The sequence below is a fragment of the Kitasatospora sp. NBC_01539 genome (assembly GCF_045040525.1).
Taxonomy (GTDB): domain Bacteria; phylum Actinomycetota; class Actinomycetes; order Streptomycetales; family Streptomycetaceae; genus Kitasatospora.
Map to the genome: position 1 here is coordinate 2,750,298 of NZ_CP109390.1, position 22,714 is coordinate 2,773,011.

Here is a 22,714-nt window from a genome sequence, read left to right on the forward strand (position 1 = left end):
CTCGATCGGGTACGTCGTCATGCCTCGTCGTGCGGGTCCTGCGGCGGCGCCAGGTAGCCGGGCGCGCCGGGGACGAGCGGTCCGAAGGCGCCCTCGCGGGCGGCGAGCGTCGCTCTGGTCTGACGCAGGGCCGCCCGGTAGTGCTGGTTGTCGGGCCTCATCGCCACCGCCAGCGCCAGGTGTTCCGCGGAGGACTCGAAGTCGCCGAGCCGGGCCGCGGACACCCCCCACCCGAACTGAGCGTAGTCGTCCGACGGATCGGCCTGCGCCACGGCCCGGAAGCTCTCCAGCGCCGCCGCGTACGACCCCGCGTCGAACTGCGCCCGCGCCAGCGCCTCCCGGATCGACCGCGACTGCGGCTCCTCCTCCGCCGCGCGGGCGAGGAGCTGCACCGCCGCCGCGGGGTGCCGCTCGTCGAGCAGCCGGACACCGCGCCGGAACCAGTCGTAGACGTCGCCGTCCGGGGCGCCGGTGCCCTCGGCCCCGTCCACCCGTTCCTGGCCACTGCTCATGCCGTACCTCGCTCCCCGTCCGCGGCCCGATCCGATGACGGCACCGGGCGCTGCCTGCCCACAACGATCTCCCAACACGGCGTACGCGATTAACATGCCCAGAATGAGTGCACCCAGTGCAGACAGCGGAGCCCCGGCTCCGGCGGGGGGCCCCGGCGATCCCGGGCACGTCGCCACCGCAGGGCTGTCCCTGTCCCCCTTCCGCGGCCTGCGGTACGTCCCCGACCGGGTCGGTACGCTCGCCGCCGTCACCTCGCCCCCGTACGACGTGGTCGACCCCGGCCGTCGGCTGGACCTGGAGACCGCCGACCCGCACAACGTGGTCCGGCTGATCCTGCCCCGCCCCGAACCGGACGACGACGGCGACCGGCCCGACCGCGACACCCGGTACCGGCACGCCGCCCGGCTCCTCGCCCAGTGGCGCGCCGAAGGCGTGCTCGCCGCCGACCCGTTGCCCGCCCTGTACGTCTACGAGCAGCGCACCCACGAGGACGGCGGCGGCATCCTGCAGCGCGGCCTGATCGGCGCGCTCGCCGTCAGCGGCCGCGAGGCCGGCGTGGTGCTCCCCCACGAGGACGTCATGCCGCGCCCGGTCGCCGACCGCGTCGGCCTGATGCGCACCACCCGAGCCAACCTCGAACCGCTGCTCCTCACCTACCGCGGGCACGGGGGCGCCGCCGCGGTCGTCGAACGCACGATCGAGGGCGAACCGCTGCTCGCCACGACCACCACCGACGGCACCGACCACCGCCTCTGGGCGGTCACCGACCACGCCGAGATCGCCGCGGTCGCCCGCGACCTCGCCACCTGCCGGGCCCTGATCGCGGACGGGCACCATCGGTGGGAGATGTACCTGCGTCTGCAGCGTGAGCACCGCCACCTGCCGCGCAGCCCGTGGGACCGCGGCATGGTGCTGCTCGTCGACACCGCCCGCTACCCGCTCCGCGTCCGGGCGATCCACCGCGTGCTGTACCGGCTGCCGGTGGCCGGGGCGCTGGCGGCGCTCGGTGAGCACTGGCACGTCAAGGACGTGCCGGGCCCGCTGGAGACCGCCCTGGAGGCACTCGGCGAGGCCAAGCAGCACGGTGGCAACGCGTTCCTGCTGACCGGCGGCGACGGCACCTACCGCCTGGTCGCCGATCCGGACGAGCAACTGATCGCCGACACCGTCCGGGCCGACCGGCCGGAGGAGTGGCGCCGCCTGGACGCCACCGTCCTCCACGCGACCCTGCTCGACCACACCTGGCGGGTGCCCGACGCGCCCGACCACATCGGCTACCTGCACACCGCGGCCGCCGCCGAGCAGGAGGCCGCCCGCACCGGCGGCACCGCCGTGCTGCTGCACCCGGTCCAGGAGCGGGTGGTGCGCCGCCTGGCCGAGCAGGGGGTCACGATGCCGCGCAAGTCGACCTCGTTCGGTCCGAAGCCGGCGACCGGGCTGGTGCTGCGTTCGCTCGGGCTCGGCTGAAACCGGGCTGAAACGCCGAAGGGCCCCGCCCCACGGATGATCCGTGGGGCGGGGCCCTTCGTGGTCGGCCGGTCAGCCGCGGCGCGGCGCGCCGTCGCGGTCGTCCTCGTCGTCCTCGTCGATCTCCAGGTCGTCCTCGTCGTAGAACTCCTCGACGTCTTCCTCGTCCTCGAAGATCACGCGGTCGTCGCCGACCTCGTCGCGGGCGATACGACGGGCCGGAGCCTGCCGCTCGTCGGCCACGTCCTCGGCCTCGTCGATGTCGCCGTCGACGTCGCCGTCGATGTCGTCGGCGTCCCGAAGGTCGTCGTCATCATCGTCGTCATCGGCGTCGTCCCGGACGTCGTCCTCGTCCCGGGCGTCACCGTCGGCGTCGTCCACGTCCTGGGCGGCCTCAACACCGGGCTCGTCGTCCTCCAGAGCGTCGACGAACTCGAGACCGTCGATCTCCGCCAGCCGCTCCGAGGCGTTGGTCGCACCATCGGTGTCCGCGTCTGCGGCCTTCGCGAACCAGTCGCGGGCCTCCTCGCCACGGCCGGCGGCGATCAGCGCCTCCGCGTAGGCGTACCGGAGGCGCGCAGTCCACGGGTGGACGGTGTTGGAGGCGAGCTCCGGGCTCTGCAGCGTCACGACGGCCGCGTCGAACTGCTCCAGGTCGCTCCGGGCACCCGCGGCGACCAGGCGCATCTCGACCTGGCCGGCCTTGTCGAGCTGCTTCACCTCGGGCTCACCGGCCATCGCCAGCGCCCGCTCCGGACGGCCGAGGCCGCGCTCGCAGTCGGCCATCACCGGCCACAGGTCCGAACGCCCGGTCATCCGGCGCGCGGCGCGGAACTCGGTCAGCGCCTCCGCGTACCGCTGCGTCATGTACGAGGCGAAGCCGGCGGCCTCACGCACGCTCGCCACACGGGACGCCAGCCGCAGCGCGACCCGCGAGTAGTTGTAGGCCTCCTCCGGCTCGGTGTCGAGCAGCCGCGCCACCATCACGAGGTTGCGCGCGACGTCGTCGGCGAGGGTCTTCGGCAGGCTCTTCAGGTCCTGACGCACGTCCGCGTCGATCTCGAAACCGGTGACCTCGTCCGGGATCGGCAGCCGCTTGACCGGCTCGAACGAGCCACGACGGTCGTCGTAGTCCCCGCGGTCGTCGCGACGGTCGTCACGGCGCCCCTCGAAGCGGCCGCCACGGTCCCCACCGCGGTCACGGTCGCCGTACGACGGACGGTCCTCGCGCCCACGGAAGCCACCGCCGGACGGCCGGTCGTCCCGACGGGGACGGTCACCGTAGGAGGGACGGTCACCGGTACGGGGACGGTCGCCGTACGACGGACGGTCGCCGCCACGGTTGAAGTCACCACGCGGACGGTCACGGTCGCCGTAGGACGGGCGGTCACCCGTGCGCGGGCGGTCGCCGTAGGACGGGCGGTCACCCGTACGCGGACGGTCACCGTAGGAGGGACGGTCACCCGTACGCGGGCGGTCGCCGTAGGAGGGACGGTCACCACCACGGTTGAAGCCACCACCCGAGGGACGGTCGCCACCACGCTCACGGTCACCGTACGAGGGACGGTCACCCGTACGCGGACGGTCACCGTAGGACGGGCGGTCACCCGTACGCGGACGGTCACCGTAGGAGGGACGGTCACCCGTACGCGGGCGGTCGCCGTAGGAGGGACGGTCACCACCACGGTTGAAGCCACCACCCGAAGGACGGTCGCCACCACGCTCACGGTCACCACCGGACGGACGGTCACCCGTGCGCGGGCGGTCGCCGTACGACGGACGGTCACCACCACGGTTGAAGCCACCACCCGAAGGACGGTCGCCACCACGCTCACGGTCACCACCGGACGGACGGTCACCCGTGCGCGGGCGGTCGCCGTACGACGGACGGTCACCACCACGGTTGAAGCCACCACCCGAAGGACGGTCGCCACCACGCTCACGGTCACCGTACGACGGACGGTCACCACGGTCACGGAAGCCACCACCGGACGGACGGTCACCCGTGCGCGGGCGGTCGCCGTACGACGGACGGTCACCACCACGGTTGAAGCCACCACCCGAAGGACGGTCGCCACCACGCTCACGGTCACCGTACGAGGGACGGTCACCCGTACGCGGACGGTCACCGTACGACGGACGGTCACCACGGTCACGGAAGCCACCACCGGACGGACGGTCACCCGTGCGGGGACGGTCGCCATAAGAGGGACGGTCACCACCACGGTTGAAGCCACCACCCGAAGGACGGTCGCCACCACGCTCACGGTCACCACCGGACGGACGGTCACCCGTGCGCGGGCGGTCGCCGTACGACGGACGGTCACCACCACGGTTGAAGCCGCCGCCACCGGACGGACGGTCGCCACCACTGCGCGGGCGGTCACCGTACGAGGGGCGGTCACCGGTACGCGGACGGTCACCGTAGGAGGGACGGTCACCCGTGCGGGGGCGGTCGCCGTACGACGGACGGTCACCACCACGGTTGAAGCCGCCGCCACCGGACGGACGGTCGCCACCACTGCGCGGGCGGTCACCGTACGAGGGGCGGTCACCGGTACGCGGACGGTCACCGTAGGAGGGACGGTCACCCGTGCGGGGGCGGTCGCCGTACGACGGACGGTCACCACCACGGTTGAAGCCGCCGCCACCGGACGGACGGTCGCCACCACTGCGCGGGCGGTCACCGTACGAGGGGCGGTCGCCGCCACGGTCACGGTCACCGTAGGACGGGCGATCGCCGCTGCGGGGGCGGTCACCGTACGACGGGCGGTCACCGCGATCGTCGCGGCGGGGGCCGCGGTCCCGATCGTTCGACCAACCCCCACGGGACCGGGGCTCGTTGCCACGGCCGTCGTCCGATCGACGTTCGGGACGGTCCTGGGGCGGGTTCGACATTCCGGTGACTCCTTCTGCTGCTTCAGCCAGGCCGCGTCGTCGTCCAGTGAACCAACGCCCTGTACGGCCCGGTGCCGGCCACGTGGCCGTGCACCACTTCCATTGTCCGGCATCGAGTGCCGAGCCGCGTCCGGGCTCGAACTCACAACCGGGGTACTGCTCCATGTCCGCGGAAAACACAAAAGGCCGCGGCCCCAGCGAATCGCTGGGGCCGCGGCCTTTGAAGAATTGTTCGGCGGCGTCCTACTCTCCCACAGGGTCCCCCCTGCAGTACCATCGGCGCTACGAGGCTTAGCTTCCGGGTTCGGAATGTAACCGGGCGTTTCCCTCGTGCTATGACCACCGAAACCCTATCGGGTATTCAGCGAAACACACTTTTTAGTTGAATAAAGTGTTTCTTGGATTCGCCGGCGATAGCTGTTCGCTACCCGGGAACCACACAGTGAACGCGAGCGTCTGAGGACAAGCCCTCGGCCTATTAGTACCGGTCAACTCCACCCCTTACAGGGCTTCCATATCCGGCCTATCAACCCAGTCGTCTACTGGGAGCCTTACCCTCTCAAGGAGGTGGGAGTGCTCATCTCGAAGCAGGCTTCCCGCTTAGATGCTTTCAGCGGTTATCCCTCCCGAACGTAGCCAACCAGCCATGCCCTTGGCAGGACAACTGGCACACCAGAGGTTCGTCCGTCCCGGTCCTCTCGTACTAGGGACAGCCCTTCTCAACACTCCTACGCGCACAGCGGATAGGGACCGAACTGTCTCACGACGTTCTAAACCCAGCTCGCGTACCGCTTTAATGGGCGAACAGCCCAACCCTTGGGACCTACTCCAGCCCCAGGATGCGACGAGCCGACATCGAGGTGCCAAACCATCCCGTCGATATGGACTCTTGGGGAAGATCAGCCTGTTATCCCCGGGGTACCTTTTATCCGTTGAGCGACGGCGCTTCCACAAGCCACCGCCGGATCACTAGTCCCTACTTTCGTACCTGCTCGACCCGTCAGTCTCACAGTCAAGCTCCCTTGTGCACTTACACTCAACACCTGATTGCCAACCAGGCTGAGGGAACCTTTGGGCGCCTCCGTTACTCTTTAGGAGGCAACCGCCCCAGTTAAACTACCCACCAGACACTGTCCCTGATCCGGATCACGGACCCAGGTTAGACATCCAGCACGACCAGAGTGGTATTTCAACGTCGACTCCACCATGACTGGCGTCACGGCTTCAAAGTCTCCCACCTATCCTACACAAGCCGAACCGAACACCAATATCAAGCTATAGTAAAGGTCCCGGGGTCTTTCCGTCCTGCTGCGCGAAACGAGCATCTTTACTCGTAATGCAATTTCACCGGGCCTGTGGTTGAGACAGTCGAGAAGTCGTTACGCCATTCGTGCAGGTCGGAACTTACCCGACAAGGAATTTCGCTACCTTAGGATGGTTATAGTTACCACCGCCGTTTACTGGCGCTTAAGTTCTCAGCTTCGCCCGACCGAAATCGGACTAACCGGTCCCCTTAACGTTCCAGCACCGGGCAGGCGTCAGTCCGTATACATCGCCTTACGGCTTCGCACGGACCTGTGTTTTTAGTAAACAGTCGCTTCTCGCTGGTCTCTGCGGCCACCCCCAGCTCAGAGTGCAAGACTCATCACCAGGAATGGCCCCCCTTCTCCCGAAGTTACGGGGGCATTTTGCCGAGTTCCTTAACCACAGTTCACCCGAACGCCTCGGTATTCTCTACCTGACCACCTGAGTCGGTTTGGGGTACGGGCCGCCATGAAACTCGCTAGAGGCTTTTCTCGACAGCATAGGATCATCCACTTCACCACAATCGGCTCGGCATCAGGTCTCAGCCTCAATGAACGGCGGATTTGCCTACCGTTCGGCCTACACCCTTACCCCGGGACTACCACCGCCCGGGCTGGACTACCTTCCTGCGTCACCCCATCGCTCACCTACTACAGGCTTGGACCGGCGGCTCCACCACGTCCCTTTGTCCGAAGACTCCGGGCCGGCTTCGCGGCCTTAGCATCACCTGGTTCGACGTTGGCGCTTCAAAGCGGGTACGGGAATATCAACCCGTTGTCCATCGACTACGCCTGTCGGCCTCGCCTTAGGTCCCGACTTACCCTGGGCAGATCAGCTTGACCCAGGAACCCTTGGTCAATCGGCGCAAGAGTTTCCCACTCTTGTATCGCTACTCATGCCTGCATTCTCACTCGTGAACCGTCCACAACTGGATTCCTCCGCTGCTTCACCCGGCACACGACGCTCCCCTACCCATCCACAGCGCCGTTGGGCGTATTCTGTGAATGACACGACTTCGGTGGTGTGCTTGAGCCCCGCTACATTGTCGGCGCGGAATCACTTGACCAGTGAGCTATTACGCACTCTTTCAAGGGTGGCTGCTTCTAAGCCAACCTCCTGGTTGTCTCTGCGACTCCACATCCTTTCCCACTTAGCACACGCTTAGGGACCTTAGTCGGTGTTCTGGGCTGTTTCCCTCTCGACCATGGAGCTTATCCCCCACAGTCTCACTGCCGCGCTCTCACTTACCGGCATTCGGAGTTTGGCTAAGGTCAGTAACCCGTTGAGGCCCATCGCCTATCCAGTGCTCTACCTCCGGCAAGAAACACACGACGCTGCACCTAAATGCATTTCGGGGAGAACCAGCTATCACGGAGTTTGATTGGCCTTTCACCCCTAACCACAGGTCATCCCCCAGGTTTTCAACCCTGGTGGGTTCGGTCCTCCACACGGTCTTACCCGCGCTTCAACCTGCCCATGGCTAGATCACTCCGCTTCGGGTCTTGGGCATGCAACTATGACCGCCCTATTCGGACTCGCTTTCGCTACGGCTACCCCACACGGGTTAACCTCGCTACACACCGCAAACTCGCAGGCTCATTCTTCAAAAGGCACGCAGTCACACCCCACAAGGAGATGCCCCCACGGCTTGTAGGCACACGGTTTCAGGTACTATTTCACTCCGCTCCCGCGGTACTTTTCACCATTCCCTCACGGTACTATCCGCTATCGGTCACCAGGGAATATTTAGGCTTAGCGGGTGGTCCCGCCAGATTCACACGGGATTTCTCGGGCCCCGTGCTACTTGGGAGAAGCTCAAGCAAGCCGTACAGATTTCGTCTACGGGGGTCTTACCCTCTACGCCGGACCTTTCGCATGTCCTTCGACTACCCATACGGTTTCTGACTCGCCCAGCCGCCGGCAGACGACTGAAGAACTTTCCCACAACCCCGTCATGGCAACCCCTGCCGGGTCTCACACCATGCCGGTTTGGCCTCATCCGGTTTCGCTCGCCACTACTCCCGGAATCACGGTTGTTTTCTCTTCCTGCGGGTACTGAGATGTTTCACTTCCCCGCGTTCCCTCCACATACCCTATGTGTTCAGGTATGGGTGACAGCCCATGACGACTGCCGGGTTTCCCCATTCGGACACCCCCGGATCAAAGCTCGGTTGACAGCTCCCCGGGGCCTATCGCGGCCTCCCACGTCCTTCATCGGTTCCTGGTGCCAAGGCATCCACCGTGCGCCCTTAAAAACTTGGCCTACAGATGCTCGCGTCCACTGTGCAGTTCTCAAACAACGACCAGACACCCACCCTCGACGCGACCAGCGCGCCTCACGTGAGGCCGGCACCCAGAGGCAACAGACCAGACGGCCGTCCCCTCAGGACCCAACAGCGTGCCCGACCCACCAAGCCGTATCCCTGTTTTCCACGCCGAAGCAGTACTTACAGAGCCGTACTCGATGTGCCGAATAGTCAACGTTCCACCCATGAGCAACCGTGCGAGACATTCGCTCGCAAGCGGCTATGTGCTCCTTAGAAAGGAGGTGATCCAGCCGCACCTTCCGGTACGGCTACCTTGTTACGACTTCGTCCCAATCGCTGGTCCCACCTTCGACGGCTCCCTCCCAAGGGTTAGGCCACCGGCTTCGGGTGTTACCGACTTTCGTGACGTGACGGGCGGTGTGTACAAGGCCCGGGAACGTATTCACCGCAGCATGCTGATCTGCGATTACTAGCAACTCCAACTTCATGGGGTCGAGTTGCAGACCCCAATCCGAACTGAGGCCGGCTTTTTGGGATTCGCTCCGCCTCGCGGCATCGCAGCCCTTTGTACCGACCATTGTAGCACGTGTGCAGCCCAAGACATAAGGGGCATGATGATTTGACGTCGTCCCCACCTTCCTCCGAGTTGACCCCGGCAGTCTCCTGTGAGTCCCCATCACCCCGAAAGGCATGCTGGCAACACAGAACAAGGGTTGCGCTCGTTGCGGGACTTAACCCAACATCTCACGACACGAGCTGACGACAACCATGCACCACCTGTACACCGACCACAAGGGGGCGCCTATCTCTAGACGTTTCCGGCGTATGTCAAGCCTTGGTAAGGTTCTTCGCGTTGCGTCGAATTAAGCCACATGCTCCGCTGCTTGTGCGGGCCCCCGTCAATTCCTTTGAGTTTTAGCCTTGCGGCCGTACTCCCCAGGCGGGGAACTTAATGCGTTAGCTGCGGCACCGACGACGTGGAATGTCGCCAACACCTAGTTCCCAACGTTTACGGCGTGGACTACCAGGGTATCTAATCCTGTTCGCTCCCCACGCTTTCGCTCCTCAGCGTCAGTAATGGCCCAGAGATCCGCCTTCGCCACCGGTGTTCCTCCTGATATCTGCGCATTTCACCGCTACACCAGGAATTCCGATCTCCCCTACCACACTCTAGCCTGCCCGTATCGAATGCAGACCCGGGGTTAAGCCCCGGGCTTTCACATCCGACGCGACAGGCCGCCTACGAGCTCTTTACGCCCAATAATTCCGGACAACGCTCGCACCCTACGTATTACCGCGGCTGCTGGCACGTAGTTAGCCGGTGCTTCTTCTGCAGGTACCGTCACTTGCGCTTCTTCCCTGCTGAAAGAGGTTTACAACCCGAAGGCCGTCATCCCTCACGCGGCGTCGCTGCATCAGGCTTTCGCCCATTGTGCAATATTCCCCACTGCTGCCTCCCGTAGGAGTCTGGGCCGTGTCTCAGTCCCAGTGTGGCCGGTCGCCCTCTCAGGCCGGCTACCCGTCGTCGCCTTGGTAGGCCATTACCCCACCAACAAGCTGATAGGCCGCGGGCCCATCCTGCACCGCCGGAGCTTTACACCGTCAACCATGCGGAAGACGGTCATATCCGGTATTAGACCCCGTTTCCAGGGCTTGTCCCAGAGTGCAGGGCAGATTGCCCACGTGTTACTCACCCGTTCGCCACTGATCCACCCCGAAGGGCTTCACCGTTCGACTTGCATGTGTTAAGCACGCCGCCAGCGTTCGTCCTGAGCCAGGATCAAACTCTCCGTGAATGATTACCCGCAATCGGGTTCACACCCGCGTTGAGCGGCACGGCAACCCCCGGAATAGGGAGCCCCGCGCACTGCGTCCTCGCTGTGTTATTTACTACAAAAGGAATCTCCAACCCCGGAACAAGTCCGAGACCGGGGATGTCAACATATCTGGCGTTGACTTTTGGCACGCTGTTGAGTTCTCAAGGAACGGACACTTCCTTCGGACCGCCTTCCAGCGGACCCTCCGGGCGTTTCGCTCTTTCGTGTTCCGAGCTTATCAGATGCTTTCCGCTCCGCTTTCCGGAGACTCTTTCATCGGATTCACTCTTGCCTTTCGGCACTCCCCGACTCTAGCAGAGTTATTCGGCCCGCATTTCCTGGTCGATTTCTCGAATAGGTGCGCGACAGGTCGCTCATCAGAGTTTGGGGGGTCCGCCACCCGGTCACGACCGGTTTCGGCGACTCGTCCAACGTTAGGGCACCGGATGGCGAGCGTCAAACACGCGGGGCCGGATCCGGCTGGATCCGGCCCCTGTGGGGTGTCGTGGCTGCTCAACCACCGTGCGTTTTCGGCCGGCTGGCGTCAGCTCGGCCGGACCTCGATCGCGGCGAGGTTGCGCTTGCCGCGGCGCAGGACGAGCCAGCGGCCGTGCAGCAGGTCCGACGCGGCCGGCGCGGCCTCCTCGTCGGCGACCTTGGCGTTGTTGAGGTAGGCCCCACCCTCCTTGATGGTGCGGCGGGCCCCGGACCGGCTCGGTGCCAGGCCGGTCTCGACGAGGAGGTCGACGATCGGCAGCAGCTCGGCGACCTCGGCCCTGGGCACCTCGGCGAGGGCTGCCGCCAGCGTGGCCGGCTCCAGGTCCGCGAGGTCGCCCTGGCCGAACAGCGCCTTCGACGCGGCGACGGCCCGCTCGTACTGCTCCGCCCCGTGCACCAGCGTGGTGAGCTCCTCGGCCAGCGCCCGCTGGGCGAGCCGGGCCGCGGGGCGCTCCGCCGTCTCGCGCTCCAGCTCCTCGATCTCCTCCCGCGAGCGGAAGGAGAAGATGCGCAGGAAGGTCGGGACGTCACGGTCGTCCGCGTTCAGCCAGAACTGGTAGAAGGCGTACGGCGTGGTCAGCTCGGGGTCGAGCCAGACGGTGCCGGACTCGGTCTTGCCGAACTTGGTGCCGTCCGCCTTGACGATCAGCGGGGTGGCGACGGCGTGCACCGAGTTGCCCTCGGCCTTGCGGATGAGGTCGGTGCCGGCGGTGAGGTTGCCCCACTGGTCGCTGCCGCCGGTCTGCAGGGTGCAGCCGTAGCGGCGGTTCAGCTCCAGGAAGTCCATGCCCTGGAGGATCTGGTAGCTGAACTCGGTGTAGCTGATGCCGGCGTCGGAGTTGAGCCGCCGGGCGACGGCCTCCTTCGCGATCATGTTGTTCACGCGGAAGTACTTGCCGACGTCGCGCAGCAGCGTGATGGCCGACATCCCGGACGTCCAGTCCAGGTTGTTGACCATGCGGGCCGCGTACTCGCCCTCGAAGTCGAGGAACTTCGCGATCTGGCCGCGCAGGCGCTCGACCCAGCCGGCGACCGTCTCGGGGTCGTTGAGCACCCGCTCGGCATTGGGCTTCGGGTCGCCGATCAGGCCGGTGGCACCGCCGACGAGGCCGAGCGGCAGGTTTCCGGCCTGCTGGATCCGGCGCATGGTGAGGATCTGCACCAGATTGCCGAGGTGGAGGCTGGGCGCCGTCGGGTCGAAGCCGCAATAGAACGTGACCGGGCCGTCCGCGAACGCCTTGCGCAGTGCGTCCTCGTCGGTGGACAGGGCGATCAGCCCTCGCCACCGCAGCTCGTCGACGATGTCCGTCACGGTCACGCTTCTCCTTCGGTCGCGTCCCGGCGTCGGTGCGGGCCCGGCATGTGGGCCCGTGCCTGGACGGCTCCAGCGTTCTAGAGAGTACGCGCATCCGGCCAGCGGGTTTCCGGGCGGTCACGGCGCGGACGGAAATTCCGTTGTTGCACCGGCCCCGGACGTTCACAGTGGACCCACCGCCGTGGAGCGGCAGTGACGGGTCCGGCCGTGCCACGGGGCGCGGCCGCGCAGGGAGGTGGCCGGAACGATGCGCAACACGCTGGTGCTCAACGCGAGCTACGAACCGCTGACGACGGTGTCCCTGAAGCGCGCCGTCGTGCTGGTCCTGCAGGACAAGGCGGTCGTGGAGCACGCGCATCCGCTCCGGATGGTCCGCGGTACCGGCGTCGCCGTGCCCGTGCCCCGGGTGATCAGGCTGAACCGGTACGTGCGCGTGCCGTTCCGACAACGCGCTCCGTGGTCGCGGCGCGGTGTGCTCGTCCGCGACCAGCACCTGTGCGCCTACTGCGGGCGGCGGGCGACCACCGTCGACCACCTCGTGCCCCGCTCGCGCGGCGGTGCCGACAGCTGGCTCAACACCGTGGCGGCCTGTTCCGAGGACAACCAGCGGAAGGCCGACCGGACGCCCGAGCAGGCCGGGATGAAACTGCTGCGGCGCCCGTTCGAGCCGACCCCGGAGGCGACGCTGATGCTCGCCCTCGGCCTGCGCGACACCGAGATGCGCGAGCTCGCCGCCTGGCTGCCCCTGCCCGCCACCGCCTGAGGTCCGGCGGACGGGTGACGGGCGGGGACGTCGACGGCCGGCCCGATCGGGGGACGGGCCGGCCGTGGACGTGCCGCCGGATCAGCCCTTGGCCTGGAATCCCGTGGCGGTGCCGAAGTTCGCCGAGTGCTCGGGGAGCACCACGACCTTGCCGCCGCCGCTGAGCACCCGTCCCGAGGTCAGCAGCGAGCCGGTGCCCAGCGGGAACGCCCCGCCCTGCGTCTCCTGGCCCCCGGCGAGTGCGAAGCGGCTGATGTGCGCGGGCTGGTCGAGCCGCTCGTCGACGGCGAGCAGCAGGCCGGTGCCGTTCTCCACGCCGACCGCGCGTGCCTTGCGCTTCTCCGCGACGGCGGTCGTCCACGCGGTCTTGCCGGTGCTGAGGTCGTAGGCGGTGACCGCGGTGGCGACACCGCCGTCGGCCGGGCCGACGGTGGTGACCATGGTGTGCTCGTGGAAGTAGACCGTCGGCGCGACGTCGAAGGAGCCGCGGGCGGTGTCCAGGCGTCCGGCGGTGCCGGTCACCGGGATCTCGGCGGCCGGGTCGCCGGTGGCGCTCCAGGCGAAGATCCGGTCGTCGGCCGGGGTCTCGCCGCTGGTGGCGACCACGGCGGGCTCCGCGGACAGCACCGTCACGGTCTTGGGCTTGTTGTTGAGCCCGCGCCACCAGGTGACCTTGCCGTCGGCGGCGTTCAGCGCGACCGCCTGGTCGACCGGGGTGCTGTCGGCGCAGCTGCTGTGCAGGACGACCGTGGCCCCGGAGCCGCCGCCGGAGAGGCTGCAGAACTTGCCCTGCCCGGTGTACTGCCAGAGGTCCTTGCCGTCGGCGGCGGCCCAGGCGTAGACCTTGTCCTCGCCGACCGCCACCACCTTGTCGCCGAGGACGGACACCTTGGCGTCGTAGCCGTTCTCGGTGTCGGAGAGGGTCTTCGTCCAGGCGGTCTTCCCGGTCTTCGTGTCGACCACGGCGAGTGCGGTGCAGGGGCTCTTGGCGTCGGTGCCGCTGCGGAAGAGCACGCCGCCGAGGCCGGTGCCGCCGACCGTCGCGGAGAGCCCGCAGGGCGCGGCTCCGGCGGTCGGGGCGGTGACGGACCAGGTCGGGGTGCCGTCGGCGAGCGCGTAGGCGTGCACGCCGGTGCCGTCCGCGCGGACGGCCGCGTCGGCGGTGACCCAGCTGCCGACAAGGGTGTCGTCGGCGCCTGCGGACGCCTCGGCGGGCTTGGCGGTCCAGGCCTTGGCGTGGGCGACCGTGACGGACGGCCCGGACGCGGTGCCGGTGCCCGCGCCGCCGCGGTCGGGGTCGTCGTCGCCGGTCGCCAGGATGCCCGCGGTGACGAGGACGGCGAGCGCGGCCACGCCGGCTCCCGTCCTGATCATCAGGGTGCGGCGGCCGGGGCCGTGGTCCGCGGAGACCACCGCGGCCGCGGCCGACCGGGCACGCTCGGCGAGCGAGGGCCGCCCGGCCGTCCCGGCGGCGTCGGAGCCGTGCTCCGCCGGGTCCGGGGTGTCCCCGCCCGACGCGGCGTACTGCGGCGCGCCCTGCGGGAAGGGCGGGTGGCCCAGCGGCTCGTCGAGGCCGTGGGCGTCGAGGCCCTGCACCGGTTCGGTGTACGCCTCGTAGGGCTGGTACGCCTGCTGGCCGCCGTACCCCTGGTGGGTGCCGGCCGGTGCGTGGAGCGGCGGCTCGGGGGCCTGCTGCGCCGTGTCGGCGGCGGCCGTCCCGGGGTCCGCCGCGTACGGGGTGTAGGCGGCGGCGTACGGGTCGGTGTAGGCCGAGGCGTACGGGTCGGCCGCGGGCTGCTGCTCGTAGCCGGTGGCGTAGTACCCCTGCTGGGGGTAGTACGCGTCGGTGCCGGCGGGGGCAGCGGGCTGCGGGGCGTCCCAGGACGCGGTCGGCTGGTACTGCTGCCACGCCTGCTGGTCGCCGGCGGCCGCGTACGGCTGCTGGGCGCCGGTGGTGGCCCACGGGTCCGCGGGTACGTCCGGCTGCGGCTGGTACCACTGCTGCTGAGGGTCGTAGCCGCCGTCGGGCTGCTGCCCGGCACCGTCGTGGGGGTACCCCTGGTCGTAGGTCCGGGGAGGGTCCTGAGCCATGAAATCCGTCCGTCCCGACTGCTGCTGCCAGCGGCCAGCATCTCACGGCCCGGACGGCGCCCGGCCGGAGCGTCGGCCGGGCCCGCCTGACCGGCCGTCAGGCCGTGCTGCGGAGGATCTCGTCGATGCGGGCGGCGAGGGTGGTGTCGAGGCCGGTCAGGCCGCCCGCGCTGTGGGTGGAGAGGGCGAAGCGCAGGGTGCGCCAGCGGATGTCGATGTCGGGGTGGTGGTCGAGCTCCTCGGCCGCGACGGCGACGGTGTCGACGACGCGGATCGCGGTCATGAAGCCTGCGGTCTCGGCGGTGCGGACGATCGCGCCGCCCTCCCGGTGCCAGTCGGGCAGGTCGGCGAGGGCGGTGGTGATCTCGTCCTCGGTCAGCCGGTTACGGCTCATCGGTCAGCTCCCGTCGGGGCGGTCTGCGGTGGCCCGGCGCGGCCGGCGGACCGGTCCGCCGCCGCGGTCGGGACGGTCGGCGGCCATGGCCCCGGTGCGGTCCGGGCAGAACGTGCACTCGTAGGAGCATAGGAAGGCGGCGGCGTCCGGGCGGAGCGACACTGCGCAGCGTTCGCAGATCGGTCGCGTCTCCGGGGCCGCCGGGTTCCTTCCGGTCGGGCCGACGGCGGGTCAGGTGAGCAGGAGGCGGGTGACCGCCACCAGGCCGACGACCACGATGACGGCGCGCAGCACCGGGGGCGGCAGGCGGCGTCCGACGCGGGCGCCGATCTGGCCGCCGGCGGCCGAGCCGACGGCGATCAGCAGGACGACCGTCCAGTCGATCTCCGCCACGAAGAGGAAGAACACCGCGGCGACGCCGTTGACGATCAGGGCGAGCACGTTCTTGGTGGCGTTGATCCGCTGCATGTCGTCCTGGAGCAGCATGCCCATCAGGGCGAGCAGCAGGACGCCCTGGGCGGCACCGAAGTAGCCGCCGTAGACGCCCGACAGCAGGACGCCGGTGAGGAGCAGCGGCCCGGCCTCGGGGGGCGGGCCGGCGTCGGCGGCGCGGCGGGCGGCCATCGCGCGGGCGACCCGCGGCTGGATGACGACGAGCACGAGGGCGATCAGGATGAGCGCGGGGACGATCGCGTCGAACGCCGAGCTGGGGAGCTGGACGAGCAGCCAGGCGCCGGTGAGGCCGCCGACGAGGGAGGCGGAGCCGAGGCGCAGCAGGCGGTTCCGCTGGCCGGCGAGTTCGCGGCGGTAGCCGATGACGCCGCTGACGGAGCCGGGGACGAGGCCGAGGGTGTTGGAGACGTTGGCGGTGACGGGGGGAAGTCCGATGGCGAGCAGCACGGGGAAGGTGATGAGTGTGCCGGAGCCCACGATGGTGTTGATGGTGCCCGCGCCGATGCCGGCGAGCAGCACCGCGAGGCCCTCCCAGAGCGTCATCGGTCCCGTCCTCCTTCGTGGCGTCAGCAAGGATCATGCCGGAGGCCGGGTGTGTGCGGACCGATCCGTTCCGTGATACCGGACACAGCCGCTCCCCGGACACGGCCGATCCCGGACACAGCCGCTCCCCGGACACAGCCGCTCCCCGGACACGGCCGATCCCGGACACAGCCGCTCCCCGGACACGGCCGATCCCGGGCACGGCCGATCCCCGGGCGGGCGCGACGGGAGCGGGGCGGCCCGGGGGCGGGGGTCAGCGGCCGGCGGTCTCCCCCGCCAGCCAGACGGCGAACGGGACGGTGCCGCGGACGTCGGGCCGGTCGGTGGTGAGTGCGCCCGCGCGCAGGGCCCGTCCGACGCCGCCGGGCAGCGGCACCGGCAGTTGGAGTGCGCGGCGTCCGGTGACGGCCCGCCAGGTGCGGGCGAGTTCGCGGGCGTCGGCGGGTTCCGGGCCGACGACCTCCATCCGGCCGAGGCGCGGCGGGCGCTCGGCGGCGTCGGCGACGGCCCGGGCGGCCTCCGCGCAGGCGATGCTCTGCAGCCGGACGCTCGGCACGGGCAGCACCCGCAGGCGTCCGAGGAGGGTGAAGACCTCGCCGAGCAGTTCGTGGAACTGCGCGGCGCGGACGACCGTCCACGGGGTCGGTCCTTCGGTCACGGCGCGTTCCTGGGCGGTCTTGACCCGGTAGTAGCCGACGGGCACCCGGTCGCAGCCGACGATGGAGACGCAGACGTGGTGGCCGACGGCGGCGCGCTGCTCGGCGGCGAGCAGGTTGCGGGTGCCGGCGACGAGGGTGCGTTCGGCCTCCTTGGCGGAGCCGCGACTGTTGCTGGCGTCGACCACCGTGTCGCAGCCGGCGAGGGCGGTGTCGAGGCCGGCGCCGGTGGTGAGGTCGACCGGGTGGTCCGGCGAGTGGCGGCTGAGGATGCGGACCTCGTGGCCGCGGGTGCGCAGTTCTTCGGCGACGCGTCGTCCGAGCGTGCCCGTTCCTCCGACAATGGCGATTCTCATGTGAGGGGGACGACGCAGCCCGCCCGGATGTGACACGGCTCCGGCCCGTGCCCCTCCGCGGCGGGAGGGGTACGGGCCGGAGCCGGTCCGGTCAGCGCCGGGTCACTCGGGGTCGATCTTCGGGTACTCGCGGGTCTCGACGCGGGGGCGGGCGGCGCCCTTGCTCTCGGTGTCGACCGGGCGGGGTCCGGCGGCGGGCGGGGTGCCGTTGCCGCCGGTCATGCCGTTGAAGGCGCCGCCGAGCCCCTTGAGGGCGTCGCCGATCTCGCTGGGGATGATCCACAGCTTGTTGGAGTCGCCCTTGGCGAGCTCGGGCAGGGTCTGCAGGTACTGGTAGGCGAGGAGCTTCTGGTCGGCGTCGCCCTCGTGGATGGCCTCGAAGACCGTACGGATGGCGGCGGCCTCACCGTCGGCGCGGAGCACGGCGGCCTGCGCCTCGCCCTCGGCCTGGAGGACGGCGGCCTGCTTCTCGCCCTCGGCGCGCAGGATCTGGGCCTGCCGGGCGCCCTCGGCGGTGAGGATCGCGGCGCGCTTGTCGCGGTCGGCGCGCATCTGCTTCTCCATCGAGTCCTGGATGGAGGTCGGCGGCTCGATCGCCTTGAGCTCGACGCGGTTGACGCGGATGCCCCAGCGGCCGGTGGCCTCGTCGAGGACGCCGCGCAGGCCGGCGTTGATGACCTCGCGGGAGGTGAGCGTCGATTCGAGGTCCATCGAGCCGATGATGTTGCGGAGGGTGGTGACGGTGAGCTGCTCGATGGCCTGGATGTAGCTGGCGACCTCGTACGTGGCGGCCCGCGGGTCGGTCACCTGGTAGTAGATGACGGTGTCGATGTTGACGACGAGGTTGTCGGAGGTGATGACCGGCTGCGGCGGGAACGGCACGACCTGCTCGCGGAGGTCGATGCGGTTGCGGATGGTGTCGATGAACGGCACCACGATGTTGAGGCCCGCGCTCAGCGTGCGGGTGTATCGGCCGAAGCGCTCGACGATCGCCGCGCTGGCCTGCGGGATCACCTGGATCGTCTTGATCAGCGCGATGAAGGCCACCACGACCAGGACGACCAGCACGATGAGGACGGGTTCCACGTTTCTCCCCTAGACGACCAGGGCGGTCGCGCCCTGGATTTCGACGACGTCGACCTGCTGCCCCGGCTCGTAGACACTGCCGGGGTTCAGCGCGCGAGCCGACCAGATCTCACCGTTGAGCTTGATCCGGCCGCCCTCCCCGTCGACCTTCTCCTGTACGACTGCGGTGGCGCCGGTGAGCGCCTCGATGCCCGTCCTGACCGTCGGGCCCTTCTGCAGCTGGCGGTACGCGATCGGGCGGACGAACACCAGCAGGGCGACCGACACCGCGACGAACACGAGGAACTGCGGTACCACCCCGCCGCCGACCGCCGCGGTCAGGGCGGCGGCGCCGGCGCCGATCGCGAACATGGCGAACTCCGGCATCGCGGTGAGCACCAGCGGTATGCCGAGGCCGACGGCGGCCAGGAGCCACCAGATCCAGCTGTCCACAGGGCCATCCTAGGGAGGGGAGTGCTTACGACGCGTAGCTTCCCGCAGGTGGAGGGGCGGAAACCGGTCGTACGTGCGGATGCCCCGTGGTTCAGCGGAGTTCAGTGGTTCAGGCCGCCGTCGGGCCCGGCCCCGCGGACCGGCGGGCCGGGCCGGTCGGGCGTGCTCAGCCGAGCGGCAGGCCCTGCGCGGACCAGCGGTCGCCGTGGCGCTCCACGGTCAGCGGCAGGCCGAAGCAGAGCGAGAGGTTGCGGGCGGTCAGCTCGGTCTCGATCGGCCCGGCGACCAGCACCTTGCCCTGGCGGATCATCAGCACGTGGGTGAAGCCCGGCGCGATCTCCTCGACGTGGTGGGTGACCATCACCATCGACGGCGCGTACGCGTCCTGGGCGAGCGCGCCGAGGCGGCGCACCAGGTCCTCGCGGCCGCCGAGGTCGAGGCCGGCGGCCGGCTCGTCGAGCAGGAGCAGCTCGGGGTCGGTCATCAGGGCGCGGGCGATCAGGGTGCGCTTGCGCTCGCCCTCGGAGAGGGTGCCGAAGCGGCGGGTGGTGAAGTCGGACATGCCGAGGCGGTCGAGCAGGGCGAGCGCGCGGACCTCGTCGCTGGTCTCGTACTGCTCGTGCCAGGTGGCGGTCATGCCCCAGGCGGCGGTGAGCACCGTCTGCAGGACGGTCTGCTCGCCGGGGAGCTTGTCGAACATGGCGGCGCTGGCGAGGCCGATCCGGGCGCGCAGCTCGAAGACGTCCACCGAGCCGAGCTTCTCGCCGAGGACGGCGGTGGTGCCGGTGGTCGGGTAGAGGTACGTGGAGGCGATCTGCAGCAGGGTGGTCTTGCCTGCTCCGTTCGGGCCGAGGATCACCCAGCGCTCGCCCTCGGCGACCGACCAGGAGACCTGGTCGACCAGCGCGCGCCCCTCCCGGACCACGGATACGTCCACCAGCTCCAGCACGTCACTCATGCCTACGCCTTCCCCAAATGCAGATGTCGGCCGTCCGAGGGCCGGCGGCATCGGCCTCGGGGTGCGGTCCATTCGTGTCTCGGTCGGTGCGAGCGGGCAGCGTACTCCCGCCGGTCTGAACGGGGCGGGACGGGGTGCGCGGCACGCAGCACAGGGCAAACCTACGCCACGCGGATGGCGGAGTTGTCCGTAGGCTGGCGGGATGCTCGCCACACCTGCCGACAATCCCTTCCAGGAGCCGCGCTCGGCCCGGTTCACCGCCTGGGGCAACGCCCTCCTCGCCGGTGCCGCGTCACCGGACGACGCCGCGGCGGCCGTGCTCGGCCACGACGACTCGCACCGCGTCACCGGGCTGCCCGGCGACGCGGACGGCGAGCTCCACGCGCTGACCTGGGCGATGGGCCGGCTCCGGGTGATGGGTGTGAGGGGCCTGCGGCTGGCCCTGCCGGCCGCGGGGCACCCGCTGGGGCTGACCGGCCCGGCGGCCTTCAACGCGGCGGCGCTGGCGGCCGGGGAGGCGGTGCTCGCGGTGGGGGCGCCGATCGGGTTCGTGCCCGAGGTCACGGAGTTCGGCCCGGCCGGGGACCGCTCGGCGACGGTGCTGTGGCGCTGCTCCGCGGTCGGCGACGGCCCGCCCGCGGACGTGCCGTCGCTGGACGAGGCCGAGCGGGAGCTCGCGGAGGGGTTGCGGCGGGCCACCGTGATGCTCGCCCGGCTGGACGTGGCGGGCGCCGGACCGGAGGCGCTGCGGGCGCTGGAGGCGTACCGGCGGCGGGGCCACGACGAGTTGCTGGCACCCGGCTACCCGCCGCGGGCGGTGCGGGTGCTGCAGTCGGCGCGGCAGGTCGGGGCGCTGCTGGCGATCGCCGCGGACGGGCACGGCGCCGCCGTGTCGGCGTCCGAGATGGCGGCCCGCCGGGAGGTGCTGGTGCCGCTGGAGCGGACCGCGCGCCGGGCCCAGACGGCGGCGTACAACGCGCTGGTCGACGAGGAGCGGCGCTGAGCCACGCGTGCTGAACGACGCGTGCTGAACGACGGGCGCTGAGCCGCGGGCGCCGGGCGACGCGGCTCAGGCCTCGCCGTTGCGGACGGCCCACAGGGCGGCCTGGGTGCGGTCGGCCAGGTCGAGTTTCATGAGGATGTTCGAGACGTGCGTCTTCACCGTCTTCTCCGACAGGTGCAGGCTGCGGGCGATCTCCCGGTTGGAGCGGCCGTCGGCGATGTGGCCGAGCACCTCGCGCTCGCGCTCGGTGAGGGTGCCGCCGCGGCCCTGGGCGGGCCGCGGGCCGGCGTCGGAGAGCAGCGCTTCGGCGAGCTCGGGCTGGAGCAGGACGTGCCCGGCGTGGACGGAGCGGATCGCGCCGGCCAACGCCTCCGGGTCGACGTCCTTGTAGACGTAGCCGGCGGCGCCCGCGCGGAGGGCGGGCACGACGGTGCGATGCTCGGTGAAGCTGGTGACGATCAGCACGCGGGCGCGGGAGCCCTGGTCGCGGAGCATCCGCAGGGCGTCGATGCCGTCGACGCCGGGCATCTTGAGGTCCATCAGCACGACGTCCGGGGCGAGTTCCTGGGCGCGGGCGACGCCCTCGGCGCCGTCGGCGGCCTCGCCGACCACCTCGATGTCGTCCTGCACCTCCAGGAAGGTGCGCAGTCCGCGCCGCACCACCTGGTGGTCGTCGACGAGCAGCACCCGGATCGGTGCGGAGCCGTCAGGCACCGGGGACCTCCATCTCCACGACCGTCCCGCTGCCGGGGGCCGACTCCAGCGTGAGGGTGCCGCCGACGGACGCCGCGCGGTCGCGCATCGAGACCAGGCCCAGGTGGCGGCCGGCCCGCCGGACGGTGTCCGGGTCGAAGCCGTGCCCGTCGTCGGCGACCCGCAGCACCGCGCCGCGGGCGGGGGTGCCGGTGAGCGACACCTCGACGCGCTGCGCGCCCGAGTGCCGCAGCGCGTTGTGCAGCGCCTCCTGGGCGACCCGCAGCACCGCCGCCTCCTGTGCGGCGGGCAGTGCCCGGACGTGCTGCGCGCCGAACGTGACGGCGGCGGTGTGCGCCCGGTCGAGCACCTGCACCTGGGAGGCGAGGGTGGCGGTGAGGCCGTCCTCCTCCAGGGCGGCGGGGCGCAGCTCCACGACGACGGCGCGCAGTTCGTCGGCGGCCTCGGCGGCGAGCCGGGCGACCTCGGCGAGTTCGGCGCGGGCCCGGGCGGGGTCGCGGTCGACGAGGGTGGCGGCGGCCTTGGCGGTGAGGCGCAGCGAGAAGAGCTTCTGGGAGACGGCGTCGTGCAGGTCGTGGGCGATCCTGGCGCGTTCGCCGGCGAGGGTGAGTTCGCGGCTGCGCTCGTACAGGCGTGCGTTGGCGAGGGCGAGGGCGGCGTGCGCGGCGAGGATGCGCAGGAGTTCCTCGTCGTGGGCGGTGAAGCCGCCGGCCTTGTTGGCGAGGAAGACGGCGCCGAGGATCTCGTCGCCGTCGACGATCGGCATGCCGAGGAAGTCGGTCATGTCGGGGTGGGCAGCGGGCCAGCCCTCGAAGGCGGGGGCCTGCCGGACGTCGGCGAGCCGGGTGGGGGTGGTCTCGTGGAGCATGGTGGCGAGCACGCCGTGCTGGCGGGGCAGCGGGCCGATGGCGCGCCACTGCTCGTCGGTGACGCCGTCGACGACGAACTGGGCGAAGCCGCCGTGGTCGTCGGGCACGCCGAGGGCCGCGTACTCGGCGCCGAGCAGCGAGCGGGCGGAGGCGGTGATGCGCCGCAGGACCTCGCGGACCTCCAGGTGGCCGCTCATGGCGAGCACGGCGGTGCTGATGGCCTCGATCCCGCCGAGGCAGGGGTCGCAGGCGGGGGCGGGTTCCTCGGGCGGCATGGTGCCCACGCTACCGCCGGGCCCGGGGCGGGTCATGGGTC

At 69.9% G+C, this 22,714-nt stretch carries 17 protein-coding genes and 3 rRNA genes; 3 read left to right on the plus strand and 17 right to left on the minus strand.

The genetic code is table 11. The annotated features are described in order from the left end of the window. Positions 1 to 17: 17 nt before the first annotated feature. On the minus strand, positions 18 to 512 hold the full coding sequence (locus OG335_RS11790) for a tetratricopeptide repeat protein (protein ID WP_405011040.1): 495 nt from the start codon (positions 510 to 512) through the stop codon (positions 18 to 20). Positions 513 to 615: 103 nt separating this feature from the next. Here OG335_RS11790 and OG335_RS11795 point away from each other — a divergent pair, with 103 nt between their 5' ends. Then, positions 616 to 1,980 carry a DUF1015 family protein gene (locus OG335_RS11795; RefSeq protein WP_405011041.1) on the plus strand — a complete coding sequence of 455 codons (1,365 nt, stop codon included), beginning with the start codon at positions 616 to 618 and terminating at the stop codon, positions 1,978 to 1,980. A 72-nt stretch (positions 1,981 to 2,052) separates the two neighbouring features. Here OG335_RS11795 and OG335_RS11800 read toward each other — a convergent pair whose 3' ends face one another. From OG335_RS11800 to tyrS, 6 genes are all read right to left on the minus strand, one after another. Beyond that, the gene (locus tag OG335_RS11800; RefSeq protein WP_405011042.1) at positions 2,053 to 3,027 is read right to left on the minus strand and encodes a hypothetical protein; all 975 of its coding nucleotides are present in this window, start codon (positions 3,025 to 3,027) and stop codon (positions 2,053 to 2,055) included. Then, a complete protein-coding gene (locus tag OG335_RS11805) occupies positions 3,012 to 4,739 on the minus strand; it encodes a hypothetical protein (protein WP_405011043.1) in 1,728 nt (575 codons plus the stop codon). The genes OG335_RS11800 and OG335_RS11805 overlap by 16 nt, the downstream gene beginning before the upstream one ends. A 369-nt stretch (positions 4,740 to 5,108) precedes the next feature. After that, positions 5,109 to 5,225 (minus strand): 5S ribosomal RNA (gene rrf / locus OG335_RS11810). A 111-nt stretch (positions 5,226 to 5,336) separates the two neighbouring features. After that, positions 5,337 to 8,446: ribosomal RNA gene (locus tag OG335_RS11815) — 23S ribosomal RNA — on the minus strand. 278 nt (positions 8,447 to 8,724) lie between these two features. Further along, positions 8,725 to 10,246, minus strand: a 16S ribosomal RNA gene (locus OG335_RS11820). The 16S, 23S and 5S rRNA genes sit together here, the layout of an rRNA operon. A gap of 565 nt (positions 10,247 to 10,811) precedes the next feature. Then, a complete protein-coding gene (tyrS, locus tag OG335_RS11825; protein WP_405015365.1) occupies positions 10,812 to 12,077 on the minus strand; it encodes a tyrosine--tRNA ligase in 1,266 nt (421 codons plus the stop codon). 250 nt (positions 12,078 to 12,327) lie between these two features. On the opposite strand from tyrS, the gene OG335_RS11830 reads away from it, so the two are divergent. Continuing rightward, on the plus strand, positions 12,328 to 12,843 hold the full coding sequence (locus OG335_RS11830) for an HNH endonuclease (RefSeq protein ID WP_405011044.1): 516 nt from the start codon (positions 12,328 to 12,330) through the stop codon (positions 12,841 to 12,843). Positions 12,844 to 12,924: 81 nt separating this feature from the next. On the opposite strand, the gene OG335_RS11835 is transcribed toward OG335_RS11830, so the two are convergent. From OG335_RS11835 to OG335_RS11870, 8 genes are all read right to left on the minus strand, one after another. Further along, complete coding sequence (locus OG335_RS11835; protein ID WP_405011045.1) at positions 12,925 to 14,934, minus strand: PQQ-binding-like beta-propeller repeat protein; 2,010 nt, start codon at positions 14,932 to 14,934, stop codon at positions 12,925 to 12,927. A 97-nt stretch (positions 14,935 to 15,031) separates the two neighbouring features. Then, the gene (locus OG335_RS11840) at positions 15,032 to 15,328 is read right to left on the minus strand and encodes a 4a-hydroxytetrahydrobiopterin dehydratase (RefSeq protein WP_405011046.1); all 297 of its coding nucleotides are present in this window, start codon (positions 15,326 to 15,328) and stop codon (positions 15,032 to 15,034) included. A gap of 3 nt (positions 15,329 to 15,331) precedes the next feature. After that, positions 15,332 to 15,508, minus strand: a complete 177-nt coding sequence (locus OG335_RS11845; protein ID WP_405015366.1) for a DUF1272 domain-containing protein — start codon at positions 15,506 to 15,508, stop codon at positions 15,332 to 15,334. 51 nt (positions 15,509 to 15,559) lie between these two features. Continuing rightward, the gene (locus OG335_RS11850) at positions 15,560 to 16,324 is read right to left on the minus strand and encodes a sulfite exporter TauE/SafE family protein (protein ID WP_405011047.1); all 765 of its coding nucleotides are present in this window, start codon (positions 16,322 to 16,324) and stop codon (positions 15,560 to 15,562) included. Between the two features lie 253 nt (positions 16,325 to 16,577). Next, positions 16,578 to 17,336 carry an SDR family oxidoreductase gene (locus OG335_RS11855; protein WP_405011048.1) on the minus strand — a complete coding sequence of 253 codons (759 nt, stop codon included), beginning with the start codon at positions 17,334 to 17,336 and terminating at the stop codon, positions 16,578 to 16,580. 102 nt (positions 17,337 to 17,438) lie between these two features. Beyond that, on the minus strand, positions 17,439 to 18,422 hold the full coding sequence (locus OG335_RS11860) for an SPFH domain-containing protein (RefSeq protein ID WP_405011049.1): 984 nt from the start codon (positions 18,420 to 18,422) through the stop codon (positions 17,439 to 17,441). 9 nt (positions 18,423 to 18,431) lie between these two features. Beyond that, positions 18,432 to 18,842, minus strand: coding sequence for an NfeD family protein (locus OG335_RS11865; protein WP_405015367.1), 411 nt, complete (start codon positions 18,840 to 18,842; stop codon positions 18,432 to 18,434). Positions 18,843 to 19,020: 178 nt separating this feature from the next. Beyond that, positions 19,021 to 19,812 (minus strand): ABC transporter ATP-binding protein, encoded by a 792-nt coding sequence (locus OG335_RS11870; protein ID WP_405011050.1) that lies wholly within the window; start codon positions 19,810 to 19,812, stop codon positions 19,021 to 19,023. A 202-nt stretch (positions 19,813 to 20,014) separates the two neighbouring features. Here OG335_RS11870 and OG335_RS11875 point away from each other — a divergent pair, with 202 nt between their 5' ends. Continuing rightward, the gene (locus OG335_RS11875) at positions 20,015 to 20,815 is read left to right on the plus strand and encodes a hypothetical protein (RefSeq protein WP_405011051.1); all 801 of its coding nucleotides are present in this window, start codon (positions 20,015 to 20,017) and stop codon (positions 20,813 to 20,815) included. 66 nt (positions 20,816 to 20,881) lie between these two features. Here OG335_RS11875 and OG335_RS11880 read toward each other — a convergent pair whose 3' ends face one another. Next, positions 20,882 to 21,529 carry a response regulator gene (locus OG335_RS11880; protein WP_405011052.1) on the minus strand — a complete coding sequence of 216 codons (648 nt, stop codon included), beginning with the start codon at positions 21,527 to 21,529 and terminating at the stop codon, positions 20,882 to 20,884. Then, positions 21,522 to 22,673: a GAF domain-containing sensor histidine kinase gene (locus OG335_RS11885; protein ID WP_405011053.1), complete on the minus strand. Its 1,152-nt coding sequence runs from the start codon at positions 22,671 to 22,673 to the stop codon at positions 21,522 to 21,524. The genes OG335_RS11880 and OG335_RS11885 overlap by 8 nt, the downstream gene beginning before the upstream one ends. Between the last annotated feature and the right edge of the window lie 41 nt (positions 22,674 to 22,714).